Origin of the sequence: Cyanobium sp. Copco_Reservoir_LC18, from assembly GCF_009834675.1 — a bacterium.
GTDB lineage: Bacteria > Cyanobacteriota > Cyanobacteriia > PCC-6307 > Cyanobiaceae > Cyanobium > Cyanobium minutissimum.
In genome coordinates this window covers 60,085-86,987 of record NZ_ASAC01000023.1, presented here as the reverse complement: position 1 = coordinate 86,987, position 26,903 = coordinate 60,085, and the positions used below count along the sequence as shown (strand labels likewise).

Here is a 26,903-nt window from a genome sequence, read left to right as displayed (position 1 = left end):
CGACGGGTCGGCAGGGGGTCGACGGTTCGGCGAGGGTCGGCCGCGGGGGCCGGGCTCAGCCGAGCGGAATGAACTGGCGGGTCAGCGCCATGTAGAGCGGAATCCCGATCACCACATTGAAGGGGAAGGTGAGACCCAGGGCGGTGGAGATGTAGAGGCTGGGGTTCGCCTGCGGGACGGTCATGCGCATCGCCGCCGGCACCGCGATGTAGGAGGCACTGGCGCAGAGCACCATGAACAGCAGGGTGTTGCCCTGGCTCAGGCCGAGAAGGGCGCTCACCAGCAGCCCCAGCAGGGCATGCAGGGGAGGGGCCAGCAGGGAGAAGCCGATCAGGAACGCCCCCGCCTGCCGGAGGTCCCGCAGCCGCTGGGCCGCCACGATGCCCATGTCGAGCAGGAAGAAACAGAGGGCTCCGTAGAAGAGTTTTTCCGTGAAGGGATCCATCTTCGCCAGACCCGCCGGACTGAAGGCCGCCACCACATAACCGATCACCAGGCTGCCGATCAGCAGGTACACCGAGCCATTCAGAAAGGCCTCCTGGAGAATCTCCTTCCAGCGCAGACTGCCGCCGCCGTTCTGCTGATCGGCGGGGATCTCCGCATCCTCGGCGGGGGCCGAAAGCCTGGCCAGGATCACCCCCACCACGATCGCCGGCGATTCCATCAGGGCCAGCGCCGCCACCATGAACCCGTCGAAGTTCACCTCCACGACATTGAGGAAGCTCTCGGCGGTGATGAAGGTGACGGCACTGATCGAGCCGTAGGAGGCGGCGATGGCGGCGGCGTTGTAGCCGTCGAGGCGCAGGCGCAGGAACAGGAAGCTGGTCAGCGGCACCAGCAGCGACATCGCCACCGCCGCCCCGATCGTCAGCAGCACCTGGGGGCCCAGGCCGCTGTGGGCCAGCTCCATGCCCCCCTTGAAGCCGATCGCCAGCAGCAGATAGAGGGAAAAGAGCTTGGGCAGCGGCGAGGGGATCTCCAGGTCGGAGCCCACGAGCACCCCGAGGATGCCCAGGAAGAAAAAGAGAACCGGCGCGGAGAGAAGGTTCTGTAGGACCAGGCTCGACTGCATCGCCCTCCGGCGCCCAAAGGGTGGAGGCAACTTAGGGGCGAATCCGGCCGTGGGCGGTCACCGGTCGCGCAACGTTGTCGGGTCCTTCCGTCCGATCGGCGGCGGATTCCCTATCGTCCGCCCGGGGCAGGAACCCTGGAGTTTTCCGGGGGTGGAATGTTCAACCCGTCCTGCCCCACCCCTTCCCCACCGCGCTGCACCACAATGGGGCCCCCCGTGGGCCCGGCTTGACCCTTTCCCCTCCCCCCTCGGTGCTGGTGATCGCGAGCGGCAACCCCCACAAGGTGGCGGAGATCACGGCCATGCTCGCGGGGGTGGGACCGGAGGTGGGGCTGGAGGTGCGCCAGCAGCCCAGGGATCTGGAGATCGAGGAGACGGGCCTCACCTACGCGGAGAATGCGCGCCTCAAGGCCTCCACGGTGGCGTCGCTCACGGGCCACTGGTCGCTGGCCGACGATTCGGGTCTGGAGGTGGATGCCCTCGGTGGCCGCCCCGGTCTGCATTCGGCCCGCTACGCCCCAACCGACCACGAGCGGATCCACCGGCTGCTGCACGAGCTGGGCGATTCCCTCTACCGGGGCGGCACCTTCGTCAGTGCCATGGCCCTGGCCGATCCCACCGGTGCCGTGGTGCTGGAATCGGAGGGGGTCTGCCGGGGTCTGATCCTGCGGGAGCCCTCCGGCCAAGGCGGCGGCTACGACCCGATCTTCCATGTGCGGGAGGCGGGCTGCAGCTATGCCGAGATGGGCGAGCACCTCCGCAGCCGGCTGGGCAGCCGCGGCAAGGCCGCCCGGGCGATGGCCCCGGGACTCAAGCGGCTGCTGGGGCTGGCCTGAGCCGGACGGGTCGCGAGGCGGCGGAGCTTAGCCGCGGGCCCCGGCGTTGATCTGGGCCACGGCCCGCATGGCGGCGGCGGCGGCCTCCTCCACATCGCCCTCCTTGCCCGCCAGGGTGAGGCGGCCGAAGGCCCCCACCGCCTTAACGTCCACCACGGTGATGTTGGAGCTCTTCTCGGCTTCGTTGGCGGCGATCAGCACGTAGCCCGCCGGTTCGGTCTCGAGGATGAACATGCTCATCCCGGCCTGGATCATCGAGCCGCGGCGGTTCTGGCGGTTGATCAGCACGGCGTGGTCGGGGGTGATCGCCCGGATGATCTCGGTCCAGGTGACCTCGCAGCGGCTGCGCAGCTCCACCCGGCTGGCGATGGCCTCCAGCACCACGTCGCCGGAGTGGAGCACGTTGCTCTGGTCGCGGTGGTAGAGGGCCAGGGAGCCGAAGGCCCGCTCCACCACCATCTGGCCGAGCCGCACCGTGCTGGCCTTGAGGGCGATGTCGGTGACCCGGTGCACCGCCATCCCCGGGGAGACCTCCAGCCAGAGGCAGGCATCACCGGGGATCGGCAGGAAGCCATGGGACACCGTGCCCATGTACGACGCCAGCTGGGGCTGGAGGGAATCCAGGAAGACGTAGGTGCGCAGTTCGATCGACTGCACATGGCTCGACTGGCGGGCCAGACGCCGGCCTTCGCTGTCGGTGGTGATCACACAGCTGGCCCCGGAGGCCTCGCCGCTCACATCGGTGCCGGTGATGCGCAGGCTCGCCGCCTTCCTGCGGGCGTCCGACCGGTCGTCGCGAAGGAAGGAACGGGCACTCTGCGAATCCATCACGGCGCGAGGCGCCAACCCCCGGAACAAATGGTCATGGCGATCCTCGGGGTGGTTGAAGCGCCGGGATCCCTGGCCGCCGCCAGGGGCAGTCCAGAAGGGGAGGGTACTCCCGGGCGGGGCGTAAGCGGGCGGCCATGCCCTAGCGGTTGCTGAGGGAAAGGCCCTCGGCGACCCGGACCCGGTCACGGCCGGCGGCCTTGGCGGCATAGAGGGCCCGGTCGGCCAGCGCCATCATGCGCGGGAAGTCGGCCGTCGGCTCGGCCGCCGTCGTGCTCACCCCCAGGCTGACCGTGAGGCGTCCGCCGGGGGCCTCCCCCCGGAGGTCGAGACGGTGCATCGACCGCCGGATCCTCTCGGCCACCAGCAGGGCCGTGGCCCGGTCGGCCTCCGGCAGCAGCACCAGGAACTCCTCGCCGCCGAGGCGGAAGGTCCGGTCGTGCTCCCGCACCGAATCCGTCAGGACCCGCGCCACCTGCCGCAGCACCCGGTCGCCGGCGTCGTGGCCGAAGCTGTCGTTGACCTGCTTGAAATGGTCGAGGTCCAGCTCGATCAGGGCGTAGCAGGGGGGCAGGGGGGCCGCCTCCAGGGCGCGGCGGTTGGCCAGACCGGTGAGCGGATCGCAGTGGGCGGCGGTGTTGAGGGCCGCCACCTCATGGGCATGGCGCTGATCCTCCAGGAGATGCTCCACCCAGGGGCGCATCGACTCGGCGAACTCCCGCACCATCCGCTCCATGTCGGGATCGAACGGCGTGGCCGAGGTCCCATCCCGGATCGCCAGCACCATGGCGGGCTCGCCGGTCAGGCAGATGTGGTGCCAACCGGAGGTCGGCTGCCGTCGTTCGGGGTGGTCGGCCTGGGTCGACCAGGTGGTCCAGCCGTCGCCGGGCATCCGCACCGCCAGTTCGCAGGCGCTGGTCTGGCCGGTGGCGTCGAGGATGTGGCCGATGGCGCGCACCATCCCCAGGGGAGAGCTCTGGTGGATCAGGGCCTCCTGCAGTCGGCGCCGGGCCTCGGCGATGCGCAGCAGGCGCCTGAGGTCGAGGTCGGCGTCGGCGAGGCAGTAGACGCCGCACTCCATGGCCCCCAGGGCATGGAACACCTGGTCGACGATGGCGGCGGGGACGATGTGGCCGTGTTGCGGGGCGATCCGCTCGATGCGGCTCCAGCGGGAGCGGATGCGGGCCAGACCGGCGCTGAGCAGCTCACGGCTGGGCATGTAGTGCTGGTGGAAGGGCCGGGCGTTCTCGATGATGTAGGCGGCATCCTCCGACTCCAGAACGTCGCTGTCGGGGACGAAGCCGCCGAACAGGTCGGAGGAGAACAGGGTGCCGGTGCCGCTGTCGTGGGACACCATCGCCCCGGGGAAGTGGAGGTAGGGCGTCAGCTGGAACTCCAGCCGCCGGTCCCCCGCCAGGGGCAGGCACCAGTCGTGCTGCTCCACCAGGTAGGTGGAGAACCCATGGCCGTAGTGGCGGATCAGGGCATTGGCGCGCCACTCGGTGACCACCTGGACATCAGGGCGCGTCAGCTCCTGCCCCAGCCGGGGCAGGGCGGCGCAGATGTCGGGGTCGCAATGGTGACAGACGAGCCAGCGGATCGACTCCAGATCGGTGATGGCGCGCAGCTTGGCCAGGGTGCCCTCGATCGTGAGCGGCGAGCCCGGATCGATCAGCACACTGTCCGAACCATTGGCGATGAAATAGGTGTGGCACTGGAAGTGGTCGTGGGCCAGCCGCACCCCCCCCCACCACACACCGGGGGCAATCTCGACGGGATCCTCCCGGAGGGCCGCCGTGTCGACCGGATGGGTGGAGGCCTGGTCGCAGGGCCGATGGAGCGAACGGTCCATGGGGACGGAAGGGAAGCACTGCGCCGCGCCCGGACCGAGACACGGAGGGATGCTTGTTTCCATAGTGATCGCTTCCATCCGAACCCTTGCGACTCCGAAGGCAACCGATACCTTCCAGTTCAACCTCTCCAGGCGCGACCATGGCCACCCGGCGCACCGCTTCCGCCTCTCCTGACGCCACCTCCCACGGCTCCCCCGCCCCCGGGGTGGCCAGCGAGACCCAGCCCCTGCGCCATGCCCTCGACCAGGACACGGTGTCCGAATGGATCACCCGGGCCCTCGATGAGGGGGTGCGGCCGGAGCAGGCCCTCGCCTTCATCGGCCTCGGCCTGATGCGGCGCATGGGCGGCGGCATCGGCGACGGCTTCGCCGACTGGAAGGAGGCCCCCGAGGCGGATCACCCGGTCGACCTGGCGGGCCTGCGCCAGCGGCTGGAGATCACCGACCTGGCCATCCGCACCGGCGCTCCCCTCAGCACCGCCGAGGTGACCCAGTTGATGGGGGCCCGGCCGGGATCGGCGCAGGTGGAGCGGGGCGGACTGACGGCCCGCCGCCTGGGGCGCAACGTGTGGAAACTGAGCCGCAGCGCCGATGGCGAGCGGGAGGAGCGCAGCATCGGCTTCAGCGAGGGTTTCCGCCGCCGCCTGTGAGCGCGGGAACCCGCACACGATCCCGAAAAGATGTAACGCACCCGGGCGCGGACCCCGCCGTCCCCGCTAACCCATGGAGGCTCCATACCTGGCGATCCCCTCCATGGGTGTATCCGCTCCACCGGTTCAGCCTCCCACCGGCGACATCCCCGGGACCCTCCCCAGCGACAACCTCAGCGACATCCTCAAGGAGAGCGGCCAGCGGGAGGTGTTCTGCGGTCTCACCTCCATCGTCTGGCTGCACCGCCGCATGCCCGACGCCTTCTTCCTGGTGGTGGGTTCACGCACCTGCGCCCACCTGATCCAGTCGGCGGCCGGCGTGATGATCTTCGCCGAACCCCGCTTCGGCACGGCGATCCTGGGGGAGCGGGACCTGGCGGGTCTGGCCGATGCCAACGAGGAACTCGACCGCCTGGTGAAGGATCTGCTGGAGCGCCGGCCCGAGATCCGCACCTTGTTCCTGGTGGGCTCCTGCCCCAGCGAGGTGATCAAGCTCGACCTGGCCAAGGCGGCCGAACGCCTCAACACCCAGCTGCTGGGGCGGGTGCGGGTGCTGAACTACTCCGGCAGCGGCATCGAGACCACCTTCACCCAGGGGGAGGACAACGCCCTGCTGGCCATGCTGCCCCTGCTGCCCTCCTCCGATGAGGAGCAGCTGCTGATCGTGGGCACCCTGGCCGATGCGGTGGAAGACCGCTTCCGGCTGATCTTCGAGCGGCTGGGCATCCCCACGGTGCGCAGCCTGCCGCCGCGGCGCTCCACCGAGCTGCCCCCCGTGGGCAAGGGAACGCGGGTGCTGCTCGCCCAGCCCTTCCTGAGCGCCACCGCCCGGGCCCTGCAGCACCGGGGCGCGACACTGCTGAGCGCCCCCTATCCCTTCGGTGTGGAGGGCAGCCGCGACTGGATGGCCGCCGCCGCCACCGCCTTCGCCGTGCCCGCCGAGCGCTTCAATGCGGTGCTCGACCCCCTGGTGGAGCGGGGGCGCCGCGCCCTGGAGCCCCACCGCCAGGTGCTCGCCGGCAAGCGGCTGTTCCTGCTGCCGGACTCCCAGATGGAAATCCCCCTGGCCCGCTTCCTGTCCCGGGAATGCGGCATGGAGCTGGTGGAGGTGGGCACCCCCTATCTCGACCGCCAGCTGATGGCCGCCGACCTGGCCCTGCTGCCCCCCGCCACCCGGCTCAGTGAGGGCCAGGACGTGGACCTGCAGCTGGAGCGGGTGCGGGCCGCCCGCCCCGATCTGGTGCTCTGCGGCCTGGGGCTGGCCAATCCCCTCGAGGCCGAGGGCATCGCCACCAAGTGGTCGATCGAGCTGGTGTTCAGCCCGATCCACGGCTGCGACCAGGCCGGTGAACTGGCCGAACTCTTCGCCCGCCCGCTGCGGCGCCGGGCCGTGCTGCAGCTCTCCTGAGACCCCCATGGAACTGACCCTCTGGACCTACGAAGGCCCCCCCCACGTGGGCGCCATGCGCATCGCCACCTCCATGGAGGGGGTGCATTACGTGCTCCACGCCCCCCAGGGCGACACCTACGCCGACCTGCTGTTCACGATGATCGAGCGGCGGGGCCTGCGGCCCCCCGTCACCTACACCACCTTCCAGGCCAGGGATCTGGGTGGTGACACCGCCGAGCTGGTGCAGCGCTCGATCCGCCAGGCCGTCGAGCGCTTCCGGCCCGAGGCCCTGCTGGTGGGCGAGAGCTGCACCGCCGAGCTGATCCAGGACCAGCCCGGCGCCCTGGCCGCCGGCATGAACCTGGGGGTGCCGATGGTGAATCTGGAGCTGCCGGCCTACTCCAAGAAGGAGAACTGGGGCGCCGCCGAGACCTTCTACCAGCTGGTGCGCACCCTGCTCAAGGGCCAGCTGCCGGCGCCGGGCACCCCCAAGCCGTCCCCGTCCCGCTGGCGCGACGAGGGCCGCCGGCCCAGGGTCAACCTGTTGGGCCCCAGCCTGCTGGGCTTCCGCTGCCGCGACGACGTGCTGGAGATCACCCGGCTGCTGGCCCAGCACGGCATCGATGTGGCGGTGGTGGCCCCCCTGGGCGCCCGGCCCGCCGACCTGGAGCGCATCCCCACGGCGGACGCCAACGTCTGCCTTTACCCGGAGGTGGCGGGCCCGGTGTGCAGCTGGCTGGAGCGCAGCTTCGGCACCCCGGTGGTGCGCACGGTGCCGATCGGCATCGGTGCCACCGCCGCCTTCCTGCGGGAGCTGCACGGGGTTCTTGATCTGCCGCTGCCGGCCGAGCTGGAGGAGGTGGAGGGTCAGCCGAGCGAGGCGGAGCGCCGCTCCCGCCTGCCCTGGTACTCCAGGTCGGTGGATTCCACCTACCTCACCGGCAAGCGGGTGTTCATCTTCGCCGATGCCACCCATGCCATCGCCGCCGCCCGGATCGCCTCCAAGGAGCTGGGCTTCCAGGTGGTGGGCCTGGGCAGCTACAGCCGGGAGCAGGCCCGGGAGGTGCGGGCCGCCGCCGCCGAGCTCGGCCTGGAGGCCCTGATCACCGACGACTACCTCGTGGTGGAGAAGGCCATGGCCGAAGCGGCCGCGGAGCTGGTGCTCGGCACCCAGATGGAACGCCACAGTGCCAAGCGGCTGGGACTGCCCTGTGCCGTGATCAGCGCCCCCCTGCACGTCCAGGACGTGCCGGCCCGCTATTCCCCCCAGATGGGCTGGGAGGGGGCCAACGTGATCTTCGATTCCTGGGTGCACCCGCTGATGATGGGCCTGGAGGAGCACCTGATCGGGATGTTCCGCCACGACTTCGAGTTCGTCGACGGCCACCGCAGCCACCTCGGCGACGGGGCACCGGCGGCGGCCTCGGGCGCCGACCCCGAGGCCGTCACGGCTCCGACCCAGGTGTCGGCGCCGGCTGCCGTCGCCACCGCCGCACCGGCACCGGGCACCACCACCACCGCCGGCGCCGCTGTCCGGGAGGCCCTCGAAAGCCTCTGGACCGCCGATGGTGAGGCCGAGCTCGCCAAGATTCCCTTCTTCGTGCGGGGCAAGGTGCGCAAGAACACCGAATCCTTCGCCCGCGAACGGGGCCTGGAGAGGATCGATGCCGAGGCCCTCTACGACGCCAAGGCCCACTTCAGCCGCTGAGGACCCTCGTCTGCGGTTGAGGGCCTCTCTGGTGATGTGTCGGTTTGCGTGATCCCCTGACAGCCGGGATCCGATCTGAGCAGGCTGTTTCTGACGCGTGATCCGCCGGTTCTCCGGCTTCCCTTTGTTTTTCCTATGACCACCACACTCACGTCTCCCCCGAGCACCAACCCCCGCGAAGATGGCGAGGGCAGCCTGCAGGTGCATCAGGACGCGTCGATGAACATCGAAGAGGGGGCCCTGGTGATTGCCGTCTACGGCAAGGGCGGCATCGGCAAATCCACCACCTCCTCGAATCTCTCGGCCGCCTTCTCCAAGCTGGGCAAACGGGTGCTGCAGATCGGTTGTGACCCGAAGCACGACTCCACCTTCACCCTCACCAAGAAGATGGTGCCGACGGTGATCGACATCCTCGAGACCGTCGATTTCCACACCGAGGAACTGCGGCCCGAGGACTTCGTCTTCGAGGGGTACAACGGCGTCATGTGCGTGGAATCGGGTGGCCCCCCGGCCGGCACCGGCTGCGGTGGCTACGTGACCGGACAGACGGTCAAGCTTCTCAAGGAGCACCACCTGCTCGAGGACACCGACGTGGTGATCTTCGATGTGCTCGGTGACGTGGTCTGCGGCGGCTTCGCGGCCCCCCTCCAGCACGCCCACTACTGCCTGATCGTCACCGCCAACGATTTTGATTCGATCTTCGCCATGAACCGGATCATGCAGGCGATCAATGCCAAGGCCAAGAACTACAAGGTGCGTCTCGGCGGGGTGATCGCCAACCGCTCCGAGCAGACCGACGAGATCGACAAGTTCAACGAGCGCACCGGCCTGCGCACCATGGCCCACTTCAAGACCGTCGATGCGATCCGTAAATCACGGCTGAAGAAATGCACCATCTTCGAGATGGAAAGCACACCGGAAGTGGAGGCTGTGCAGCAGGAATACCTGAGTCTGGCCCGCAAGATGCTTGAGGATGTGGAGCCGCTGGAGGCCGAATCCCTCAAGGATCGGGAGATCTTCGACCTGCTGGGCTTCGACTGATCGTCCACTGACGGACCCCGGCGGGTCCGTCAGATCTCCGCGGCGGCCCGTTCCACGAGCCGGCGCGCCACCGCCTGAACGCCCGTGTGCTGGTAGGTGTCGGTGAAGGCGTCGAGGAAGGTGGCCATCTGCTGGAAGCTCCCCTGCCAGGGGCCCAGGGTTCCCTCCAGGGCCTGCACCGCCTTCTGGCCGGTGAGCCCCAGTTGACGGCTGAAGCCTTCCGCCCAGCCCAGCCACGGCTCGAGGCCCCGGCGCAGGAAGGTCAGGTGGGCCCCATCACCCCGACCCGGCAGCAGTCGGGCCATGCCGGCGTAGGCGGGCAGCTGGTGCAGGTCCCGCCTGTCGAGGCCCCCCAGCAGCCCATCCAGCCGCTGCAGGGCCTGGTCGCCCAGGGGCAGCAGGGCATCGAAGCAGATCAGCACGGCCATCCTCACCCGGGCCTCGCCGGCGTAGTCGCCCAGGGCGGCGGCGAAGTCGCCGAAGCTGTCACCGGGGAGGCCATTCACCTGGGTGAAGGCCAGCATCTCGGCGGCCACCTTGAGGCTCAGATCCGCCGCCTGCAAGGTGTCGCTTGCGGGAGTGAGATCGGCGACACGCTTCACCAGCGGCAGGGCGCCGCCGATGTTGGCCAGCAGCCGCAGGCCACCGGCGGCCTTCTGGGAGCGGTTGACGGCGTCGTACAGGCTCAGGGCACGGCCATAGCCTTCATGGCGCGCCCGGCTCAGCACGTCGGCCCGGGCCCGCACCTGGCGGATCAGCTCCGGATCGCTGCTGCCCAGCACGTCGGCGATCAGCGCGTCGGCACCGGTGGTGTTCTGCCAGCCGCCGGGCACCAGGGTGCTGAGGCCCTTGATGGCCAGCACCGTCAGGTTGCGGCGGGGCAGTCGCTCGAGGCGCTCGAGAACGGCGCTCATGCCGCCCCCTGCAGGGCCGCCAGGCCCCTGAGGTTGAAGCGGCCGAGCAGGTCCTGGCGCTGCTCCGGATCCAGTCCCTCACCCTGGCCGATCACCTTGACCTGGAAACGGTCGGCCACCAGCAGGGCGGTGGCCTGCGGCCCCTGCTCCACCAGCGGCCAGCCCTGCAGGAGGCTCTGGCTGGCTTCGAACTTGAGGCGGGCCTCCGGCGCGGTGGTGACATCGGAGATGGCCAGCAGGGCCTTCACCTGGCCGCCATGCCTGAGCCGGGCCTCGCTGAAGCCCCGCTTCTCCTGGGTGAACACCAGCTGGTCGCCGTCCAGGGGCTCGGGAAACAGCCGGTTGAAGGCGGCACCGTTCACCACCTGGCTCAGCGGCACATCGGCCACCGTCCCGCCCGGCAGCCAGGAGCGGAAGGGCACCAGCAGGAAGGCGCCGATGGAGAGGCTGACGACCAGCAGCAGTCCCACTCCCCAGCGCAGCGTGCGGGTCATCGGCTCCAGAAGGTGCTACTGGAAGACTCCTAGCGGCTTCTTCCGGCCGTGGGCCCCAATCGGCAGATTCCGATGCAATGGCGCCCGCCCGGCGATCGCCTCAGGCCAGCCCCACCAGCTGCATCGAGTAGTCCCACATCCGCTGGGCGGTGACGGGGTTGCTGGCCTTCTCCGAGAGCTCCTGGCTGAACTGCCTGCCCCCCTTGGTCTGCCGGTTGCCCCAGCTCCAGTGCACCCCGGAGACGGCGAACTCCGGATCAGCCACGACCTGGGCCACCCGCTCGCCCGCCAGGGCCTGGCTCACGTAGCCGCCGGTGATGTTCTTCTGGAACCAGGGGAAGATCGTCTGGAAGGCCCGCGGGGTGTGGCGGAACAGGGGGGTGTCGGCCACACAGCCCGGATAGAGGGAGGTGAACACGATGCCGGTGCTGTCGTGCAGCCGGCGGTGCAGCTCCTGGGTGGTGATCATGTTGCAGAGCTTGCTGTCCTTGTAGGCCTTGCCGGGCTTGAAGCTCTTGCCGCTGGCCATGGCGATCGGGGCCTTGAAGCCGGCGGCGAAGCCCGAGAGGTCGCCGAGGTCGGCGGGCGCCGGGATGGGGATCTTGCCCCCCAGCTCCTTGGAGTTGGCGGTGACGGTGCCCAGGATGACCAGGCGCCGCGACGGGTGGGAGGAGCGCTTGAGGTTCTCCAGCAGCAGGTGGATCAGCAGGAAATGGCCGAAGTGGTTGGTGGCCATCGAGATCTCGTAGCCCTGGGGCGAGCGCTCCGGGTGCTTCAGCCGCGGCAGGTAGACCGCCGCATTGCAGACCAGGGCATCCAGGGGGCGGCCGGTGGCACCGAAGGCGTCGACGAGGGCGCGCACGCTGTCGAGATCCGCCAGATCCACCTTGAGGTGGGTCACCGCGCCATCGGCCATGCCCAGGGCCGCCTGGGCCCGCCGGGCCTTGTCGGTGTCCCGGCAGGCCATCACCACGTGCCAGCCCCGGTCCACGAGGGCCTTGGCGGCGAACAGACCGACACCGGAGGAGGCGCCGGTGATCAGGGCCGTGCCGGGAACGCCTGGGCCGGCAGCCGTGCCCCGGGACGCGGCGGGGGAGAGGGCGGTGTCACCGGATGGGGTCACCATGGCGTTGCTGATCCGCGGGCGAAGGGGGCCCCAACCTACGGACGGGTGCCCTGGTTTCCGGATCCGGACGCGGGGGATTCAACAGTTGGAAACGGACGGTTCGACTGCCAGATCACCCGCAGGCGGTTCGGGGCGATCCACTGGCTCTGCTCCCGGATCAGGCGCTGCTCCCCCTCCACCATGAACAGGGCGTCGAAGCGCTCCCGGGCCTTGACCAGCTTGGCGTTCTCGAGCTCGAGCACGGCGGCGATCTCTCCCTGGCTCTCCATGCGCTGCTGGTAGGCGCCGGCGAGGCGGAACAGACTCACGCCGGTGAGGGCGACCAGCCCCAGCTTGACGGCCAGGCCGATCAGGCTGCAGACCAGCTCCTGGCGCTCGGCGGACAGGGACAGCAGCTGGCTTTCGCGGCCGCAGCCGCCGGGCTCGCCGCCGGCATGGAGGGGCTCAAGGCTGGAGCCGGCGACCGCCGGCTGGCCAGGGAGGCTGGGAATCGGCCGCAGCGAAAAAGGGCCGCCTGCGCCATCCCCGGCCGTCTGGAGGGACCGGGAACGCCGTGGACGGCCCGTGGAGCTTCGTGCAGCGGGGGGTTGACGCCGGGAAGGCTGGGGCTGGGTCTGGCGCACCTGAGGGAAGGCTGCGAGCCCTCCGCTTGTAGCAGCCTGCCCGGGCCTTGCCAAGGGAGCGGCGCAGCAGCTTCAGGCTTTGTAGAGGCTGAAGCAGAGACGGACGGCCAGCACACCGGCATGGGCCGCCACGATGAGGGCGATCAGCACTTCGGCCTGATTGATCGGAGTGACCATGTCCTTGACGGTGGATGGAGTTTGACCGACCCATTCTTCGGCCATCGCGAGCTACGGTCCAGCCTCCGGCCCTGCCCTGTCACAGCTCTTGATGGCGCCCCCACCCTCTCCCGAGCCCCCGCCCGAGCCCCTGAAGGTGTCCGCCGATCAGGTGCGCGGCCTCGACCTCTCCCCCCTGGCGCCCCTGACGTCGCTGGCGCCGGCGGCGCTGCTGAGCGCCGCCGGCGGTCTGGCCCTCGACTTCGACTGGCCCCGGCAGGCGGAGGATCCGCGCGAACTCTCGGAGATCCCCGAACTGCGGCTCTGGAGCCTGCGGGCCGATGCACTCCATCCCTGGCTGCCCCTGGTGCTGGAGCGCAGCGGCGGCCAGCTCACCCGCCATGTGGCCATGCTGCTTCCCCATGGCTTCAGCCCCACCGAGGGGATCCGGTTCGCCCCCGAGAGTCTGGAGCTCTGGATCACCCAGCGCCTGTTCCTGCTCGACCACTGGGCCGCCGGCGGCGGGATCGAGTGCCGCGCCAACCTGGGCCAGATGGCCGCCGTGCTCGGCTACGAGCTCGACCCCGGCTTCTGGAGCGTGTTGCCCTGAGCGTCGAACCCCGGACCGAGGGCGCGGCGGCCGCCGCCCCATCCCTGCCGCCGGAGGCGCCGGTGCGCTGGATCGGGACGACGTGCCTGGGCGGGGACTGGCAGATGGCGATCGACGCCTGGCTGCTGGACGGCCCGCCGGTGCCGGCCTTCCGGCTCTACCGCTGGTCGCGGCCCACCCTCTCCCTGGGCAGGCACCAGCAGCGGCTGGAGCCCCACTGGTGGGACCTGCGGCGCCAAGGGCGCCTCGACCTGGTGCGTCGCCCCAGCGGCGGCCGGGCCGTGCTCCATGGTGCCGATCTCACCTATGCCCTGGTGTGGCCCCGGCCCCAGGGAACCCGATCCGAGGTCTATGGCCTGGCCCTCACCTGGCTGGTGGAGGCCTTCGCCGCCATGGGCCTGCCGTTGCACGGCGGCCGCCAGGCGGCCAGCCTGCAGCGCAGCAGCTGCTTCGCCACCAGCACCGTCGCCGACCTGGTCCACGCCAATGGAGCCAAGCGGGTGGGCAGCGCCCAGCTCTGGCGCGGCGGCCACCTGCTGCAGCACGGTTCGATCCAGCTCGCCCCCTGCCCTGCCCTGTGGCGGGAGGTGTTCAGCGGCGATCCCCCGGACCTCGATCCCCTGCCGCTGGCGGGGATCGCGCTGGAGGAGCACCTGCTCCGCTCGGCCGCCCGCTGGCTGCCCTGGCTCCCGGTTCCCGATCCAGGTGGTGCAGGCGGGTCGTCACCGGTGCCGCCCTTGGCCCCCCTGGCGCCGCAGGAGCTGGGCGCGATCGCCGCGCGGCTCGGCCGCTACCGGCTGACCGAATCCGTCAGCGGTGAGACCTCTCCCGAGCTGACCATCCCGCGGGCCACCTGACCGAGGGCCATGCCGAGGGGATAGCCGTTCTCCCGCCGGGCGACGGAGAGAAGATTGGCGGGGAGGCGCAGCCCCAGTTTCTTGAGCACCGCGTCCCCCAGTTCGGGCCGCTCGACCGTGCCGCACGGCAGTCCGGCCGGACTCAGCACCAGCAGCCGCTGGTGGTTGCCGTCGTCGAGCTGGAGGGCGGCCTGCCAGAGCGGGGCCGATTCGGAGATGGCGGGCAGGCTGGAGAGGGGCTGGAGGTGGTGTCCCACCGTCTCCCGGTCCCAGCACTGGACCGGCAGGGACTGGAGGGGCCCGTCATCGATGACCCCCTGCCAGCGACCCCGGTCGCAGACCAGGAGCCACTCCGGCGGGCCGCCGGACTGCCGCTCGGCGGGGGGGGCACCGTCGCCGGCGTCGGCGATGGGCGGCGCCGCGGTGCCCAGGCGCATCCGGCTCAGCTCCCGCAGGGTGGTGTCGGCCTCCAGCACCCGGAAGCGGCGCTGGGCCACATCCCGGACCTTGAGATCCTTGAGGGCCTGCTGGACGACCAGCATCTGTTTCTGGTTGCGGGCCGCCCCGAGGCCGAACCAGCCGAGCAGGATCAGCCAGGCGCCGCCGATGCCTCCGCCCCGGAGCAGCAGCACGGTGCCCATGCCGACGGCGAACAGGGACAGGAACCGGCCGCAGGCATTGGCCACCTCCACGCCCCGACGCTGGCTGCCGGAGAACTGCCAGACCAGGGCCTTGACGATCAGCCCCCCATCCAGGGGCAGGCCGGGCAGCAGGTTGAACAGGCCCAGGATCAGGTTGAGGGCCGCAAGCCGTTCCACCATCTGACCCAGCACCGGGGCCACGTGGCTGGCGGCATGGGTGGAGGCCAGCAGGCCGAACCCCAGCACAAGGCTCACCGCCGGTCCCGCCGCCGCCACCATCAGGGCGCCGCGGGCGGTGGAGCATTCCCGCTCCACACTGGCGACGCCACCCAGCAGGAACAGGGTGATGCTCTTCACCTTGACCCCCTGGCGCAGGGCCACCAGGGAATGGCCCAGCTCGTGCAGCAGCACGGAGACGAACAGGGCCAGGGCGGTGACCAGGGCCACGGCCCAGAGGGCCGCCGGGGCGAGCTGGCTGCCCAGGCTGAGGGCGTACTGCTGCTGGAAGGCCAGGGTGGCCAGCAGCAGGATCACGAACCAGCTCGGATGGATGCGCAGGGGGATGCCGCGGATCGTCAGCAGTTGCCAGCCTTCACCCACGCGCACCGTCCGCTCGGAGATCCGGCCGTGGCCGGAATTGTTGCTCCCATCCTAGAAAGACTGGCCAGCCGCCCCGATTCCGGTCGCCACTCCCCTGCTCAAGATCTGCGGGCTCCGGGAGCCGGCCCAGGCCACCGCCATCGCGGCCCTGGGGGCCGATGCCATCGGGGTCATCGCCGTTCCCGGCTCGCCCCGCTACGTGCCGCCGCCGCAGCGGCCCGGAGTGTTCGCCGCCATGGCCACCGGCTGTCCCTCCATGGCCGCCGGCCACCCAGCCTGCTTCGGTGTGCTGGTGGTGGCCGATCCCGCTGACGACCAGCTGGAGGAACTGGCGCCGGGGCGGGGCCATGCGGTGCTGCAGCTGCATGGGGAGGAGAGCGTCGAGCGCTGCCGAGAGCTGGGCGACAGGCTGGGGGTGCGCCTCTGGAAGGCCCTGCGGGTGCGCACCCCCGCAGACCTGGAGCGGGCGGCCGCCTATGCCGGCGTGGTGGAGGCCCTGCTGCTCGATGCCTGGTGCTCCGGCCAGCTGGGGGGGACCGGGCACCGGATCCCGATCGAATGGCTGGAGGATTTCCGCCCGCCCCTGCCCTGGTGGCTGGCCGGTGGTGTGGGCCCCGGGACGGTGGCGGAGCTGCTGGCCCGGCTGCAGCCCGATGGCCTCGATGCCTCCAGTGCCCTGGAGGAGCGCCCCGGCGTCAAGGATCTGGCGCGGGTCGCGGCCCTGGTGGCGGCGGTGCGTGGATCCGCCCGCGCCTGATTGGCGTTTGGCCCCGCCGGGTGCAGGATCGGTGCAGCCCATCCCTGAGCCCCCTTGGCCTTCCTCCGCCTCTCCTCCCCAGCCCGTGTCGTGCTTCCCCTGGCCCTGGTGCTGGCGGCCCTGCCGGGGGCTCCCGGTCTCCGGGCCCAGGATCTGGTGGGTTGCCAGCTGGTGGATGGCACGCTCCAGTGCGTCCCCGGGGTGACGGCCGATCCCCAGCAGCAGATCCGGCTGCTGCGCCAGCAGATCGCCGGCGACCAGGGGCTCGAGGGGGCGGTGGAGCAGCGGATCGCCGGGCTCGACCAGCTGCTGCTTCAGGGGGAGGCCGTGCAGGGGACCCTGCTGCAGGCCACGGCGGCCGCCGAAGGGCTGGCCGCCCTGCCGCCAGCCGCCTTCCACTGGTACCGGCTGGCCCCCGGACAGGTCCAGTGGCAGCTGATCGAGGGGGCCAGCGGCCCCACGTACGCCCTCACCCCCGCCGATGTGGCCTCCCAGGTGATGCTGGTGGTGGCGGTGCCCACCCCGGGCGGCAGTCAGCGCAGCGTTTCCCAGGTGGTGGGGCCGGTCCAGCCGCGGCCTGCCAACTGAGCGGGCTCAGGTGCTGAGCAGGGCCTCCTGCTGACGCACGAGCTCGAAGAACTCCTGCTTGAGGCTCGGGTCGTGGCGGAAATCACCGCGCACGACCGAGTTCACCATGCTGGTCTGGGGCTCCTTCACCCCGCGCCATTTCATGCAGTAGTGCTGGGCCTTGACCAGGATCGCCAGGCCGAGGGGCTGGCAGAGCCGCTCGATCTCGTTGGCCAGGATGATCACGGCCTCTTCCTGGATGTGGGGCCGGGAGAAGACCCAGTCGGCGACGCGGGAGAACTTCGACAGGCCGATCACCCGTTCGCCGGGCTTGATGCCGATCCAGCAGTTGCCGAGGATGGGCACCAGGTGGTGGGAGCAGGCGGAGCGCACGGAGATGGGCCCGACGGTGTAGATCTCATCGAGCTGCTTCACGTTGGGGAAGCTGGCGATCTTCGGCTGTTCGTGGTAGCGGCCCTTGAACACCTCGTGGAGGTACATCTTGGCGACGCGCTCGGCCGTCTCCTCGGTGTTGTGGTCGTTCTCGATATCGATCACCAAACTGCGCAGCAGGTCGCGCACCTTGCCGGCCACCTCGATCTCCAGCTGGTCGAGCTCACCCTCGCGCAGGTGGTCGGAGATGTTGTCGTTGGCCAGAAACGGGATGCCTTCCTTCTGCAGCCGCTCGCGGATCCGCAGGCTGACGGGGATGGGGGTCGTGACCGGAGCGGCCTGACGGGCGCTGAGGCCGCTGGGGAGGGTGGATGTCATAAGGGGGGTTAGAAGGCTCCGGCGGCCGGCATCAGGGTGAGGTCCTCAACCGTCTGGCTGTGGGGTTGCCGCGCAAGGTAGAGCAGAGATTCGGCCACCTGCTCGGCTGAAAGCATGGCACGTCGGTCGAAGGAACTGTGGACGGTTTCACTGTCCCAGAGGGGTGTATTCACCGCCCCCAGGGTGAGGGTGCTCACGGCGATGCCGGCGGAGCGCTCCTCCGCCTCGAGGCAGCGGCTGAAGGAGGCCAGGGCCGCCTTGCTGACGCAGTAGGCCCCCCACTCGGGAAAGGCGTTGCGGGCGGCGTGGCTGCTGACGTTGATGATCCGTCCGCCCCCCGCCCGCCGCAGGGCCGGCAGCACCGCCAGGCAGACCTGGAAGACACTGGTGAGGTTGAGCTGCAGCAGCCATTGCCAGCGCTCGATCGGCATGTCGGCCAGGGGGCCGGTCCAGGCGGCACCGGCGTTGTTGATCACCACCGAAGGAACCAGCCCGCGCCCCAGCAGTTCGGCCAGGGCGGGGCCGATGGCCCCAGCCTGGCTCAGGTCGAGGGCCAGGGTCTCGACCCGGCGGCCCAGCGCCCGCAGCTCGGTGGCCAGCCCATCGAGGTCGGCCAGGCTGCGGGCCACCAGCAGCAGGTCGTAGCCCTCGGCGGCGAAACGACGGGCGCTGGCGGCGCCGATGCCGCGGGAGGCACCGGTGATCAGGGCGACGGGCAAAGGCGGTGAGGCGGGGAGCAAACCCTACGGTGCGTGGGCGGGATCCGGCGTCGCCCCCTCGAGGACCTGTCCCATGCGCCGGTACTTGGCGTAGCGGGCCTCCAGCAGCTCGGAGGGGCTGCAGGTCTGCAGCTCGGCGAGGTGGCTGAGCAGCGCCCGGCGCAGGGTTTCGGCGGCCTGGATCGGCGCCCAGTGGTTGCCCCCGGAGGGTTCCTTGAGCAGGGCATCCACCAGCCCGAGCTGCAGCAGATCGGCGCCGGTGATGCGCAGGGCCTCGGCGGCGGCGGGGGCCTTCGCCGCGTCGCGCCAGAGGATCGAGGCGCAGGCCTCGGGACTGGCCACGGTGTAGACGCTGTGCTCGAACATCAGCAGCCGGTCGGCCACACCGATGCCGAGGGCGCCGCCGGAGCCCCCTTCGCCGATCACCACGGCGATGATTGGCACCCGCAGCCGGAACATCTCGCGCAGGTTGACGGCGATCGCCTCCCCCTGGCCCTCCTCCTCGGCCTTGACGCCGGCGTAGGCCCCGGGGGTGTCGATGAAGCTGAGGATCGGCAGGCGGAAGCGGTCGGCGTGCTCCATCAGCCGCAGCGCCTTGCGGTAGCCGCCCGGGGAGGCCATGCCGAAATTGCGGGCTACGTTCTCCTTCATGTCGCGGCCCTTCTGGTGGCCGAGCAGCACCACGGGCTGGTCGCCGATGCGCCCGACACCACCCACCAGGGCGCGGTCGTCGTTGCCACGGCGATCGCCGTGCAGCTCGATCCACTCGTCGGTGATGACCTGGATGTAATCGAGGGTGCTGGGCCGCTGGGGATGGCGGGCCACCTGGATCTTCTGGGCCGGGGAGAGGGAGCTGAAGATCTCCTCCCGCCGTCGGGTGGCGAGGGTTTCCAGCTGCAGCAGCTGCTGGCTCACGTCCACCTCGGAATCACGGGCCAGCTGGCGGATCTGTTCGATCTGCTCCTCGAGCTCCACCAGCGGTTTCTCGAAATCCAGCAGGACGCGGCGGGCCATGGGCGCTCAGGCGGAGGGGATCAGGTGATGGAGAGGCTGGGGATCGCGGCCGGAACCTCCAGGCCCAGGGCCTGGAAACCGTGGCGCAGGGAGGCGGCGCCGATCAGGTCCATCTTCTCGAGGCTGATGTTGTTGCGGCCCCAGCTGAAGTTGGTGTGGATCCCTTCGAACTCCAGCAGCATCGCTTCGGCGAAGCAGGCGAACATCTGGCGCTGGGGTCGGGCCATCTCGGCCGCCTCCATCATCTGCCAGCCGATGTCGGAGCCGAATTCGACGATGCCCCCCTTGAGCACGTGGATGCCGTCGCCGGCGGCCCTGGTGTCCAGGTTCTTGGGGTAGCCGCCGTCGACCATCAGGCAGGGACGGGGCAGCTGGCTGGGGTCGATGCTGCTGGCCTGGGCCAGGCTGGCGACCCAGACCACCACGTCGGCCTCGGCCAGGGCCTCCTCGAGGGGCAGGATGCGGCCACCGCCGAGCTCCTGCTGGAGATCCGCCAGGGGCTGGGGCCGGCGGGCCACCAGCAGCAGCTCCTGGACGCCGGTGCGCTGGGAGAGCCAGCGGCAGACGGCGCTGCCGATGTCCCCGGTGGCTCCCACCACCGCCACCTTCGCCCGCCGCAGGTCGATGCCCAGCTTGGGGGCGTTCTCCTCCACCTGCCGGCAGAGGACCCAGGCGGTATGGGTGTTGCCGGTGGTGAACCGGGTCCAGTCGAGGGTGGTGGCCCGCACCTGCTGCTCCCGCAGCAGCTTGAAGTCCTCGAAGATGATCGAGGTGAAGCCCCCCAGGGCAGTGATGTCGATGCCGGTCTTCTGGGCCAGCTCCATGGCGTTGAGCACCTTGCGCTTGGCCGTCTTGAAACGGCCCAGCATCTCGGGCACGAACACCGAATCGATGTAGGCCCCTTCGATGCGCCTGCCGGTGGGGCTGGTGACGCTGATCCGCTCCACCAGCTGGGGCGGAGCGCTGCACCACATGTCCAGATCCCCCTCGGCGTACTCCTCGAAACCGAGGCTCCGCGCCAGGTTGCGGGCCGACTCGAAGCTGGTGGAATGACCGATCAGGCCGAACATGCAGGAAGGAGAAAGCGGCGGCAGGGGCGGGGCCGGATGTCGCCGACGCTACATCCTCCCCAGGGGTGGGGAAGGGGGGCGGTTCAGCCCACCAGGGCCGCGGCGGCCATCCGGGCGATCTCCCTGGGGGTGAAGCCGATGTCGGTCAGGGCGTCCTGGTAGGCGATCAGGAAGTCCTCGATCAGATCCTCCTTCTCCATGTGGAGAACGGCGGCATCGGCGGCCACTCGCTCGAGCATGCGGCGCACGTGGGGGAGATTGTCGCGGTTGGCCTGCTCCAGCTCGGCGCGGGACTCCTCGAGATGGGCCTTGAGCCACTCCTGGCCGTAGTTGAGGTGGGTGTACTCGTCCTTGACCACCCCTTCCGTGATCTTGCGGGCGAACGGATCGGCGACGGGGATATAGATGTGGTAAGCCGAGATGGCGAAGGCTTCGATCAGCAGGGCCTGGATCAGCAGGCAGGTGACCACCTTGCCCTCCTGGAGGGCCGCCTGGAAGTTGTTGCGCAGGGGGGAGAAGAACTCCTGGGCGAAGGGCATGTCGGCGGTGACGCCGAGGTTGTTGCCGCAGGCGGTGAAGCCCTTCATGTGCTTCAGCTCCATGCGGGCCAGGCGGGCCAGCTCCTCGGCCTGGTCGGGCAGCAGGGTGCCGAGGGACATGTAGTTGTCGTGGGCTTCCTGCTCACCTTCGATGACGATCGCGTTGATCCGGCTGTAGGCGTCCTTGTAGGCGGCGGTGGTGAAGTCGGGCAGGTCGCTCCCCTCGATCGGGCCCACCGGATCCAGGGAGGAATCGACGGACGTGGTGGTTGCGAGGGTGGGCATGGGAACCACGGGGATATGCAATCCCCCGACTTTAGTCACGCTCCGCCGGATGTCGGCGGCCAGTCGCTGTGCAGCAGGGCCTCCAGCCGCCGCTGCCAGCTCTCCACCAGGCAGTCGAACAGCTGGCGGCCCAGCTCCTCGCTGGCGCCGCACGGATCGCCGATCACGCCGCTGGCACTGATCTCCTGGGTGCGCCAGGCGCTGGGGCAGGCCCCCTCCAGGCTCCAGCCCTCGGGCGGGGCCTGGAGGGGGCCGGGGCCGTCGGCGGCGGGCAGGGGCCCGGCGGTGCCCGGTTCGAGAAACAGCATCAGGCTGGTCTCGGCCAGGCCGGCGTGGAGGCCGTGGCTGCGTTCCGGCTCGGGAATCAGCGGCGCGAGCCCATCGACGCCGCGCCACAGGAAGCAGGGCAGCACCGCCAGGGCGGGTTCCAGCACCCGCAGCTCCCGGGCCGCCGCCTCCAGCAGGCCGATCTGGCCGCCATGGGCGTTGAAGAGCACCAGCCGCCGGAAGCCCGCCGCCGCGACTCCCCTGCCGACGGAGCGCACCAGGTCGATCAGCAGCTCGGCCGGCAGGCTCAGGGTTCCCGGGAAGCCCAGGTGCTCCGGCGAGAAGCCGAGGCTCTGCAGCGGCAGGCGCCAGATCGGCAGGTCGGGGGCGAGCCGGTCGAGCACCGCGGCGGCCACCCGTTCGGCGAACAGGGCATCGGTGCCCAGGGGCAGCAGCGGACCGTGCTGCTCGACGGCGCCCAGGGGCCAGAGCACCGTGCTGCCCGGACGGGCCGCCTGCTCACGCACCGTCGTCCAGCTGAGGCTGGCGAGGCGTCGCTCGGTGCTGGGGAGCATCGGCGGGGGGGAGGACCGGCCTCTGAGGGGTGATTCGTACAGTGTGGAGCCCCGTGCTTCGCTGAGGACCTCCATGGCAGGAACCGGCAACCCCGCGCCGCGTCAGCCCCGGAACCCCGCCCAGCGCCCCACGCCGCCGGCGAGGCCTGCCGGGTCGGCCCCGGCGCCGCTGCGCAAGCCGCCCCAGGTGTTGATGATCAAGAAGGAGGACGAGGCGGCGCCCGAGTCCCCCCTCGCCCCGGCCGCCCCCGGTCCGTCCGGCGCCCCGTCGGCGGCCGCCGCCCCTGTGGCCGCGCCGGTGCGGCCCGCCCCGCCCGCCGCCGAAGACGACGACCGCTTTGGTCTGGAGGGCCTCGAGGGCCTCACCATGGCCGATCTGCTCGGACCGGCCCCCGATCGGCGCGGCGGTTCGGCGCGATCGGCGGGCCGGGGTCCGGCCGCCGCAGAGGCGGCCCCGGGTGAATCGCCCCGCCAGGCCCGCACCGTCGACGATTTCGACTTCGACGAGGAGGCCTTCCTCGCCGCCCTCGACGAGAACGCCCCGGTCGGCACCACCGGGGAGGTGGTCCAGGGGGTCGTGATCGGCATGGAGAGTGACGGGGTCTACGTGGACATCGGCGGCAAGGCCCCCGGCTTCATGCCCAAGAGCGAGTGCGGCCTGGGGGTGATCACCAACCTCAAGGAGCGCTTCCCGAAGGGGCTGCCGATCGAGGTGCTCGTCACCCGGGAGCAGAACGCCGACGGCATGGTGACCATCAGCGCCCGCGCCCTGGCCCTGCGCCAGAGCTGGGAGAAGGTGCGCCAGCTGGAGAAGGAGGGCAAGGTGGTGCAGGTGAGGGTCAACGGCTTCAACCGTGGCGGCGTCACCTGTGACCTGGAGGGCCTGCGCGGCTTCATCCCCCGCTCCCAGCTCAACGAGGGCGAGAACCACGAGGCCCTGGTCGGCCAGAATCTGGGCGTCGCGTTTCTGGAGGTCAATGCCGAGACCCGCAAGCTGGTGCTGTCGGAGAAGCGCGCCGCCACCGCCGCCCGTTTCGCCACCCTGGAGGTGGGGCAGCTGGTGGAAGGCCAGGTGGTGTCGATCAAGCCCTACGGCTTCTTCGTCGACCTGGGCGGCGTCAGCGGCCTGCTGCACCAGTCCTCGATCACCGGCGGGGCCCTGCGGGATCTGCGCGAGGCGTTCCAGCAGGGTGAGCACCTCAAGGCCCTGATCACCGCCGTCGACCCCGCCCGGGGCCGCATCGCCCTCAACACCGCCCTGCTCGAAGGTCCCCCCGGCGAGCTGCTGATCGCCAAGGACACGGTGATGGCCGAGGCCGAGGACCGGGCCCACCGGGCCCGCTCGCTGCTGCGCCAGCAGGAACAGGACGCAGGATGAGCGCAGCCGTAGCGGTGCAGGCCCCCGGCCCCGACTGGGAGCTCGATTACTACTCCAGGCCGATCCTGGAGGCCGATGGCAAGAAGCGCTGGGAGCTGCTGATCTGCTCGACGCAGGGTCTCCAGCCGGCGCCGGACCCCTTCCGCTGGTCGATGGCCTGTCCGGCCGCCAGCGTCAATTCCCAGTGGCTGCGCGGGGCGATCGAAGCCGCCCTGGCGGCGGCCGCCGAGCAGGGTTACGGACCGCCGCGGCGGCTGCGCTGCTGGCGCGGCTCGATGCGGGCCATGGTGCAGCGGGCGGCCGAAGGGCTCGGCCTGGAGCTGGTGCCGAGCCGGCGCTGCTACGGCCTGGTGGAGTGGCTGCGGGAGCGGCAGGCCAGCGTCTACCCCCAGGAGCCGGGCTACATGGCCGGCCCCCTCGCCCCGCCACCGCAGCCGATTCCCCCCGTGGCCCTGCCCCTGCCGGAGGCGGCCCGGGGCGACAGCTGGAGCTGGGCCACCCTGCCGGCCGCCACCCTGGCCGAGGCCGGCGGCTGGGAGATCGCCTTCCCCGGCCTGGTGGCCCTGCCCTCCGAGGTGGATCCCGCCACACCGGTGCCCGGGATCCGGCTGTTCAGCCGCCGGCGGGCCCTGGCCATCGCCGGCTGGCTGTCCGGCCTGGAGCCGACCCGGCTGGAGGTCAGTTCCGGCCAGCTGGTGCTGGAGGCCGGCCTCGAGGATCGCTGGATCCTGGCGCGCCTGCCGGAGGAGGAGGCTCGGCTGGCCCAGCAAGCCCTGGCGGAGGCCAGGGAGCGGGCCGGTGGCCTGCAGTTCATCGCCATCCAGGCCAGCGAGGAGGCCTCCAGCCTCGAGGGCTTCTGGCTGCTGCGCGACCTGCCCGAGGGCTGAGGCGGATGGCTGAGGCGCTCGAGCCCCCCTTCGATCGGCCCGACGCCGGCTTCAACGACCTGCCCGGCTGGACCTGGGTGGGCACCTATGGCGGCCACTACCTCCAGTGCGACCTGCTGGCGGCCTTCGAGCACGGTTTCTTCACCCGCCAGTGGCAGGGGCGGCCGCCGGAGGAGCTGGCCGGCGCCCTCAGTGCCGGCGTCAGCGTGCACCGCACCCGCCAGGTCCATGGCGCCGTGGTGCTGGCCGCCTCCGCCGCCGACCGGGACCCCTGGCCGGAGGCCGACGGACTGCGCAGCGACCGGGGCGGCCAGAGCCTCTGGGTGTGCGGGGCCGACTGCACCCCCGTGCTGATCGCCGACCCCGCCAGCGGCCGGGTGGCGGCCTGCCATGCGGGCTGGCGCGGGGTCGCGGCCAGGATCGTGCCGGCGGCGATCGAGGCGCTGGTGGCGGGTGGCGCCAGCCGTGATCGGCTGCTGGTGGCGCTCGGCCCGGCCGTGGCCGGTTTCCGTTATCAGGTGGAGCGCTCCGTGACCCTGCAGGTGGCCGCCGCCATGGCGCCCGAGGGCAGCGGTCCGTCGCCGGAGCGGGCCCTGGCCGATCTGGAGCGCTGCGGTGCCCTGCTGCCGGATCCCGCCCCCGGCCGGGACCGGCTCGACATCCGACGGGCCACGGCCCTGCAGCTGGAAGGCCAGGGGATCGGGCCGGAGCGGATCGGCCTCTGCCCGCTCTGCACCGTGGCCGAAACGGCCCTGTTCCATTCCTGGCGCCGCGACGGGGTCAGGGCGGTGCAGTGGAGCGGTGTGGTGTCCCAAGGCTGAGCGCCACCGCCTCGGCCACCTTGATGCCGTCGATCGCCGCCGAGAGGATGCCGCCGGCATGGCCGGCCCCCTCCCCGGCCGGGAAGAGCCCCGGGGTGCTGAGGCTCTCCAGCCCGGTGGGGTGGCGCAGCAGCCGCAGGGGTGAGGAGGTGCGGGTCTCGACGCCGGTCAGCAGCGCCCCCGCCATGGCGTAGCCCGGGATGCGCCGGGCGAAGGCCGGCAGGGCCTCCCGGATCGCGTCGAGGACGTAGGCCGGAAGGCAACCATCCAGGCTGCCGAAGCGCAGGCCGGGCTGGTAGGAGCCCACCACCGCCTCCGAAGGGGGCTCCCGGCTGGGTCTGTGCTCCAGGAAATCCGCCAGCCACTGGGCCGGTGCCCGGTAGTCGCCGCCGCCGGCGTCGAAGGCCTGCCGCTCCCAGTGGCGCTGGAAGGCGATCCCGGCCAGGGCCTCCTCCCCCTCCTGGGCGTAGGGCGCCAGATCCTCCTGGCTGATCGGCACCACCAGGCCACTGTTGGCATTGCGCTCCCGGCGGGAGTGCTGGCTCATGCCGTTGGTGACGACGCAGCCCTCCTCCGAGGTGGCCCCCACCACCAGGCCGCCGGGACACATGCAGAAGCTGTAGACGCTGCGGCCGGCGCCGGCCCCCCCCTCGGCGTTGCCGTGGTGGACCAGCTTGTATTCCGCCGGCCCGAGCCGCGGATGGCCCGCCGCCTCCCCCCAGCGGGCCCGGTCGACCAGGGCCTGGGGGTGCTCGATCCGCACCCCGACTGCAAAGGGCTTGGGCTCCATGGCCACACCGAGGCGATGCAGCATCGCGAAGGTGTCCCGGGCGCTGTGGCCCGGAGCCAGCACCAGATGGTCGCAGGCGATGGCCGTGCCGTCGGCCAGCCGCACGCCCGCCAGGCGCCGCTCGGGTCCGTCCCCCAGCAGCAGCTCCACCACGTGCTGACCGAAGCGGACCTCGCCCCCCAGGGCCTCGATCCGGGCCCGCAGCCCGCGCACCACCGTGGCCAGCTTGAAGGTGCCGATGTGGGGGTGGTGCAGGGTGAGGATCTCCGGATCGGCCCCGGCCGCCACCAGCTCCTCCAGCACCTTGCGGATGTAGGCGGGGTTCTCGCTCACCTGGCTGTAGAGCTTGCCGTCGGAGAACGTGCCGGCGCCCCCTTCGCCGAACTGGGCATTGGAGCCGGGATCGAAGCGGCGGCGGCCCTGCCAGAAGCCGAAGGTGTCCGCGGTGCGCTCCTTCACCGCCTTTCCGCGCTCCAGCAGCAGCGGCCGCCAGCCCATCTGGGCGAGCAGCAGGGCGGCGAAGTAGCCGCAGGGGCCGGCACCCACCACCACCGGGCGCAGCTCCGCGGCGGCTGCCTCGGCCCGGGCCACGGGCCGGTAGCGGCTGTCCGGGGTCGGACGCAGGTGGGGGTCGCCGGCGTAGCGGCGCAGCAGGCGGCGCCTGGCGCCGGCCTCGAGCTCCAGGTCGAGGCAGTACACCAGGGCGATGGCACCGCGCTTCCGGGCATCGACGCTGCGCTTCACCAGGTGATGGCCGCGCAGTTCCCCCGGGGCGAGCCGCAGCCGGCGGGTGATGGCCGCCTCCAGGTCGTCGGCGCTGTGGTCGAGCGGCAGTTTCAGCTCGCTGAGGCGCAGCACGGCCGGGGCAGGCGGGGGGCTGGTGGCGTTCTAGGGCACGGCGCGGCAGGGGCGCCAACGCTCATGGCGAACCCTGCCGATCCGGCGCCGAAGGTGCCATGGTGGAGTCTGATCGCGCCTGGGGCCGGATTTCGGATGGGTCTGGCTCACTGTCCCCTCTGCATGGGTCTGGCGGCGCTCTGCCTGGTGCGTTGCGGCGCCCATGCC

28 protein-coding genes are annotated in these 26,903 nt (G+C 71.1%); 12 read left to right on the top strand and 16 right to left on the bottom strand.

All coding sequences use genetic code 11. The features are described from left to right. Nucleotides 1–55 precede the first annotated feature (55 nt). Nucleotides 56–1,072 (bottom strand): sodium-dependent bicarbonate transport family permease, encoded by a 1,017-nt coding sequence (locus L107_RS13195; RefSeq protein ID WP_106221404.1) that lies wholly within the window; start codon nucleotides 1,070–1,072, stop codon nucleotides 56–58. A gap of 227 nt (nucleotides 1,073–1,299) precedes the next feature. On the opposite strand from L107_RS13195, the gene L107_RS13190 reads away from it, so the two are divergent. After that, nucleotides 1,300–1,908 (top strand): non-canonical purine NTP pyrophosphatase, encoded by a 609-nt coding sequence (locus tag L107_RS13190; protein WP_255451618.1) that lies wholly within the window; start codon nucleotides 1,300–1,302, stop codon nucleotides 1,906–1,908. Nucleotides 1,909–1,935: 27 nt separating this feature from the next. Here the strand turns inward: L107_RS13190 and L107_RS13185 are convergent, their stop codons facing one another. Together L107_RS13185 and L107_RS13180 are read right to left on the bottom strand one after the other, a co-directional pair. Continuing rightward, nucleotides 1,936–2,736, bottom strand: coding sequence for a BMC domain-containing protein (locus L107_RS13185; protein WP_181280124.1), 801 nt, complete (start codon nucleotides 2,734–2,736; stop codon nucleotides 1,936–1,938). Between the two features lie 142 nt (nucleotides 2,737–2,878). After that, nucleotides 2,879–4,588, bottom strand: coding sequence for a diguanylate cyclase (locus tag L107_RS13180; RefSeq protein ID WP_159819547.1), 1,710 nt, complete (start codon nucleotides 4,586–4,588; stop codon nucleotides 2,879–2,881). Between the two features lie 140 nt (nucleotides 4,589–4,728). Here L107_RS13180 and L107_RS13175 point away from each other — a divergent pair, with 140 nt between their 5' ends. From L107_RS13175 to bchL, 4 genes are all read left to right on the top strand, one after another. Next, the gene (locus tag L107_RS13175; RefSeq protein ID WP_201295897.1) at nucleotides 4,729–5,238 is read left to right on the top strand and encodes a hypothetical protein; all 510 of its coding nucleotides are present in this window, start codon (nucleotides 4,729–4,731) and stop codon (nucleotides 5,236–5,238) included. 73 nt (nucleotides 5,239–5,311) lie between these two features. After that, on the top strand, nucleotides 5,312–6,646 hold the full coding sequence (locus L107_RS13170; RefSeq protein WP_236550691.1) for a ferredoxin:protochlorophyllide reductase (ATP-dependent) subunit N: 1,335 nt from the start codon (nucleotides 5,312–5,314) through the stop codon (nucleotides 6,644–6,646). A 7-nt stretch (nucleotides 6,647–6,653) separates the two neighbouring features. After that, on the top strand, nucleotides 6,654–8,336 hold the full coding sequence (locus L107_RS13165) for a ferredoxin:protochlorophyllide reductase (ATP-dependent) subunit B (RefSeq protein WP_159819545.1): 1,683 nt from the start codon (nucleotides 6,654–6,656) through the stop codon (nucleotides 8,334–8,336). Between the two features lie 135 nt (nucleotides 8,337–8,471). Further along, a complete protein-coding gene (gene bchL, locus L107_RS13160) occupies nucleotides 8,472–9,377 on the top strand; it encodes a ferredoxin:protochlorophyllide reductase (ATP-dependent) iron-sulfur ATP-binding protein (RefSeq protein WP_159819543.1) in 906 nt (301 codons plus the stop codon). A gap of 29 nt (nucleotides 9,378–9,406) precedes the next feature. Here bchL and L107_RS13155 read toward each other — a convergent pair whose 3' ends face one another. The 5 genes from L107_RS13155 to psaM form a co-directional block, all read right to left on the bottom strand. Continuing rightward, nucleotides 9,407–10,291 (bottom strand): hypothetical protein, encoded by an 885-nt coding sequence (locus tag L107_RS13155; protein ID WP_159819541.1) that lies wholly within the window; start codon nucleotides 10,289–10,291, stop codon nucleotides 9,407–9,409. Then, entirely contained in the window at nucleotides 10,288–10,785 is a 498-nt protein-coding gene (locus L107_RS13150; RefSeq protein ID WP_159819539.1) for a hypothetical protein, read from the bottom strand. The genes L107_RS13155 and L107_RS13150 overlap by 4 nt, the downstream gene beginning before the upstream one ends. 100 nt (nucleotides 10,786–10,885) lie before the next feature. Then, nucleotides 10,886–11,911 (bottom strand): protochlorophyllide reductase, encoded by a 1,026-nt coding sequence (locus L107_RS13145; RefSeq protein ID WP_236550690.1) that lies wholly within the window; start codon nucleotides 11,909–11,911, stop codon nucleotides 10,886–10,888. 35 nt (nucleotides 11,912–11,946) lie between these two features. After that, entirely contained in the window at nucleotides 11,947–12,534 is a 588-nt protein-coding gene (locus tag L107_RS16395) for a hypothetical protein (RefSeq protein WP_201295896.1), read from the bottom strand. A 72-nt stretch (nucleotides 12,535–12,606) separates the two neighbouring features. After that, nucleotides 12,607–12,711 (bottom strand): photosystem I reaction center subunit XII, encoded by a 105-nt coding sequence (gene psaM, locus L107_RS13135; protein ID WP_043325215.1) that lies wholly within the window; start codon nucleotides 12,709–12,711, stop codon nucleotides 12,607–12,609. 91 nt (nucleotides 12,712–12,802) lie between these two features. On the opposite strand from psaM, the gene L107_RS13130 reads away from it, so the two are divergent. Both L107_RS13130 and L107_RS13125 read left to right on the top strand, forming a co-directional pair. Beyond that, entirely contained in the window at nucleotides 12,803–13,300 is a 498-nt protein-coding gene (locus L107_RS13130) for a CRR6 family NdhI maturation factor (protein ID WP_159819537.1), read from the top strand. A gap of 62 nt (nucleotides 13,301–13,362) precedes the next feature. Continuing rightward, entirely contained in the window at nucleotides 13,363–14,157 is a 795-nt protein-coding gene (locus L107_RS13125) for a lipoate--protein ligase family protein (RefSeq protein ID WP_236550689.1), read from the top strand. On the opposite strand, the gene L107_RS13120 is transcribed toward L107_RS13125, so the two are convergent. Beyond that, nucleotides 14,091–15,398 carry a site-2 protease family protein gene (locus tag L107_RS13120; RefSeq protein WP_159819717.1) on the bottom strand — a complete coding sequence of 436 codons (1,308 nt, stop codon included), beginning with the start codon at nucleotides 15,396–15,398 and terminating at the stop codon, nucleotides 14,091–14,093. The genes L107_RS13125 and L107_RS13120 overlap by 67 nt on opposite strands. Nucleotides 15,399–15,474: 76 nt before the next feature. Between L107_RS13120 and L107_RS13115 the strand changes: the two genes are divergently transcribed. Then, the gene (locus L107_RS13115; protein WP_159819715.1) at nucleotides 15,475–16,155 is read left to right on the top strand and encodes a phosphoribosylanthranilate isomerase; all 681 of its coding nucleotides are present in this window, start codon (nucleotides 15,475–15,477) and stop codon (nucleotides 16,153–16,155) included. 54 nt (nucleotides 16,156–16,209) lie between these two features. Then, on the top strand, nucleotides 16,210–16,743 hold the full coding sequence (locus tag L107_RS13110; RefSeq protein ID WP_159819535.1) for a hypothetical protein: 534 nt from the start codon (nucleotides 16,210–16,212) through the stop codon (nucleotides 16,741–16,743). A gap of 6 nt (nucleotides 16,744–16,749) precedes the next feature. Here the strand turns inward: L107_RS13110 and folE are convergent, their stop codons facing one another. The 6 genes from folE to L107_RS13080 all read right to left on the bottom strand — a co-directional run bounded on the left by folE (nucleotide 16,750) and on the right by L107_RS13080 (nucleotide 21,962). Continuing rightward, nucleotides 16,750–17,493 (bottom strand): GTP cyclohydrolase I, encoded by a 744-nt coding sequence (gene folE, locus L107_RS13105; protein WP_159819533.1) that lies wholly within the window; start codon nucleotides 17,491–17,493, stop codon nucleotides 16,750–16,752. A gap of 8 nt (nucleotides 17,494–17,501) precedes the next feature. Continuing rightward, nucleotides 17,502–18,212, bottom strand: coding sequence for an SDR family oxidoreductase (locus tag L107_RS13100; RefSeq protein ID WP_159819531.1), 711 nt, complete (start codon nucleotides 18,210–18,212; stop codon nucleotides 17,502–17,504). Nucleotides 18,213–18,236: 24 nt separating this feature from the next. Beyond that, entirely contained in the window at nucleotides 18,237–19,226 is a 990-nt protein-coding gene (locus L107_RS13095) for an acetyl-CoA carboxylase carboxyltransferase subunit alpha (RefSeq protein ID WP_159819529.1), read from the bottom strand. Nucleotides 19,227–19,246: 20 nt separating this feature from the next. Next, nucleotides 19,247–20,296 carry a long-chain acyl-[acyl-carrier-protein] reductase gene (locus L107_RS13090; protein ID WP_106221375.1) on the bottom strand — a complete coding sequence of 350 codons (1,050 nt, stop codon included), beginning with the start codon at nucleotides 20,294–20,296 and terminating at the stop codon, nucleotides 19,247–19,249. A gap of 83 nt (nucleotides 20,297–20,379) precedes the next feature. Then, nucleotides 20,380–21,120: an aldehyde oxygenase (deformylating) gene (locus L107_RS13085; RefSeq protein WP_159819527.1), complete on the bottom strand. Its 741-nt coding sequence runs from the start codon at nucleotides 21,118–21,120 to the stop codon at nucleotides 20,380–20,382. A 35-nt stretch (nucleotides 21,121–21,155) separates the two neighbouring features. After that, nucleotides 21,156–21,962, bottom strand: a complete 807-nt coding sequence (locus L107_RS13080; RefSeq protein WP_159819525.1) for a creatininase family protein — start codon at nucleotides 21,960–21,962, stop codon at nucleotides 21,156–21,158. Nucleotides 21,963–22,035: 73 nt separating this feature from the next. Between L107_RS13080 and L107_RS13075 the strand changes: the two genes are divergently transcribed. The 3 genes from L107_RS13075 to L107_RS13065 are packed head-to-tail and all read left to right on the top strand — an operon-like array spanning nucleotide 22,036 to nucleotide 25,048. Beyond that, the gene (locus L107_RS13075) at nucleotides 22,036–23,340 is read left to right on the top strand and encodes a S1 RNA-binding domain-containing protein (RefSeq protein WP_159819523.1); all 1,305 of its coding nucleotides are present in this window, start codon (nucleotides 22,036–22,038) and stop codon (nucleotides 23,338–23,340) included. Next, nucleotides 23,337–24,227 carry a Tab2/Atab2 family RNA-binding protein gene (locus tag L107_RS13070; protein WP_159819521.1) on the top strand — a complete coding sequence of 297 codons (891 nt, stop codon included), beginning with the start codon at nucleotides 23,337–23,339 and terminating at the stop codon, nucleotides 24,225–24,227. The genes L107_RS13075 and L107_RS13070 overlap by 4 nt, the downstream gene beginning before the upstream one ends. A 5-nt stretch (nucleotides 24,228–24,232) precedes the next feature. Continuing rightward, on the top strand, nucleotides 24,233–25,048 hold the full coding sequence (locus L107_RS13065) for a polyphenol oxidase family protein (protein ID WP_159819519.1): 816 nt from the start codon (nucleotides 24,233–24,235) through the stop codon (nucleotides 25,046–25,048). On the opposite strand, the gene L107_RS13060 is transcribed toward L107_RS13065, so the two are convergent. Next, nucleotides 25,008–26,696: an NAD(P)/FAD-dependent oxidoreductase gene (locus tag L107_RS13060; protein WP_159819517.1), complete on the bottom strand. Its 1,689-nt coding sequence runs from the start codon at nucleotides 26,694–26,696 to the stop codon at nucleotides 25,008–25,010. The two genes, L107_RS13065 and L107_RS13060, sit on opposite strands and share 41 nt — an antisense overlap. Nucleotides 26,697–26,903: the final 207 nt, after the last annotated feature.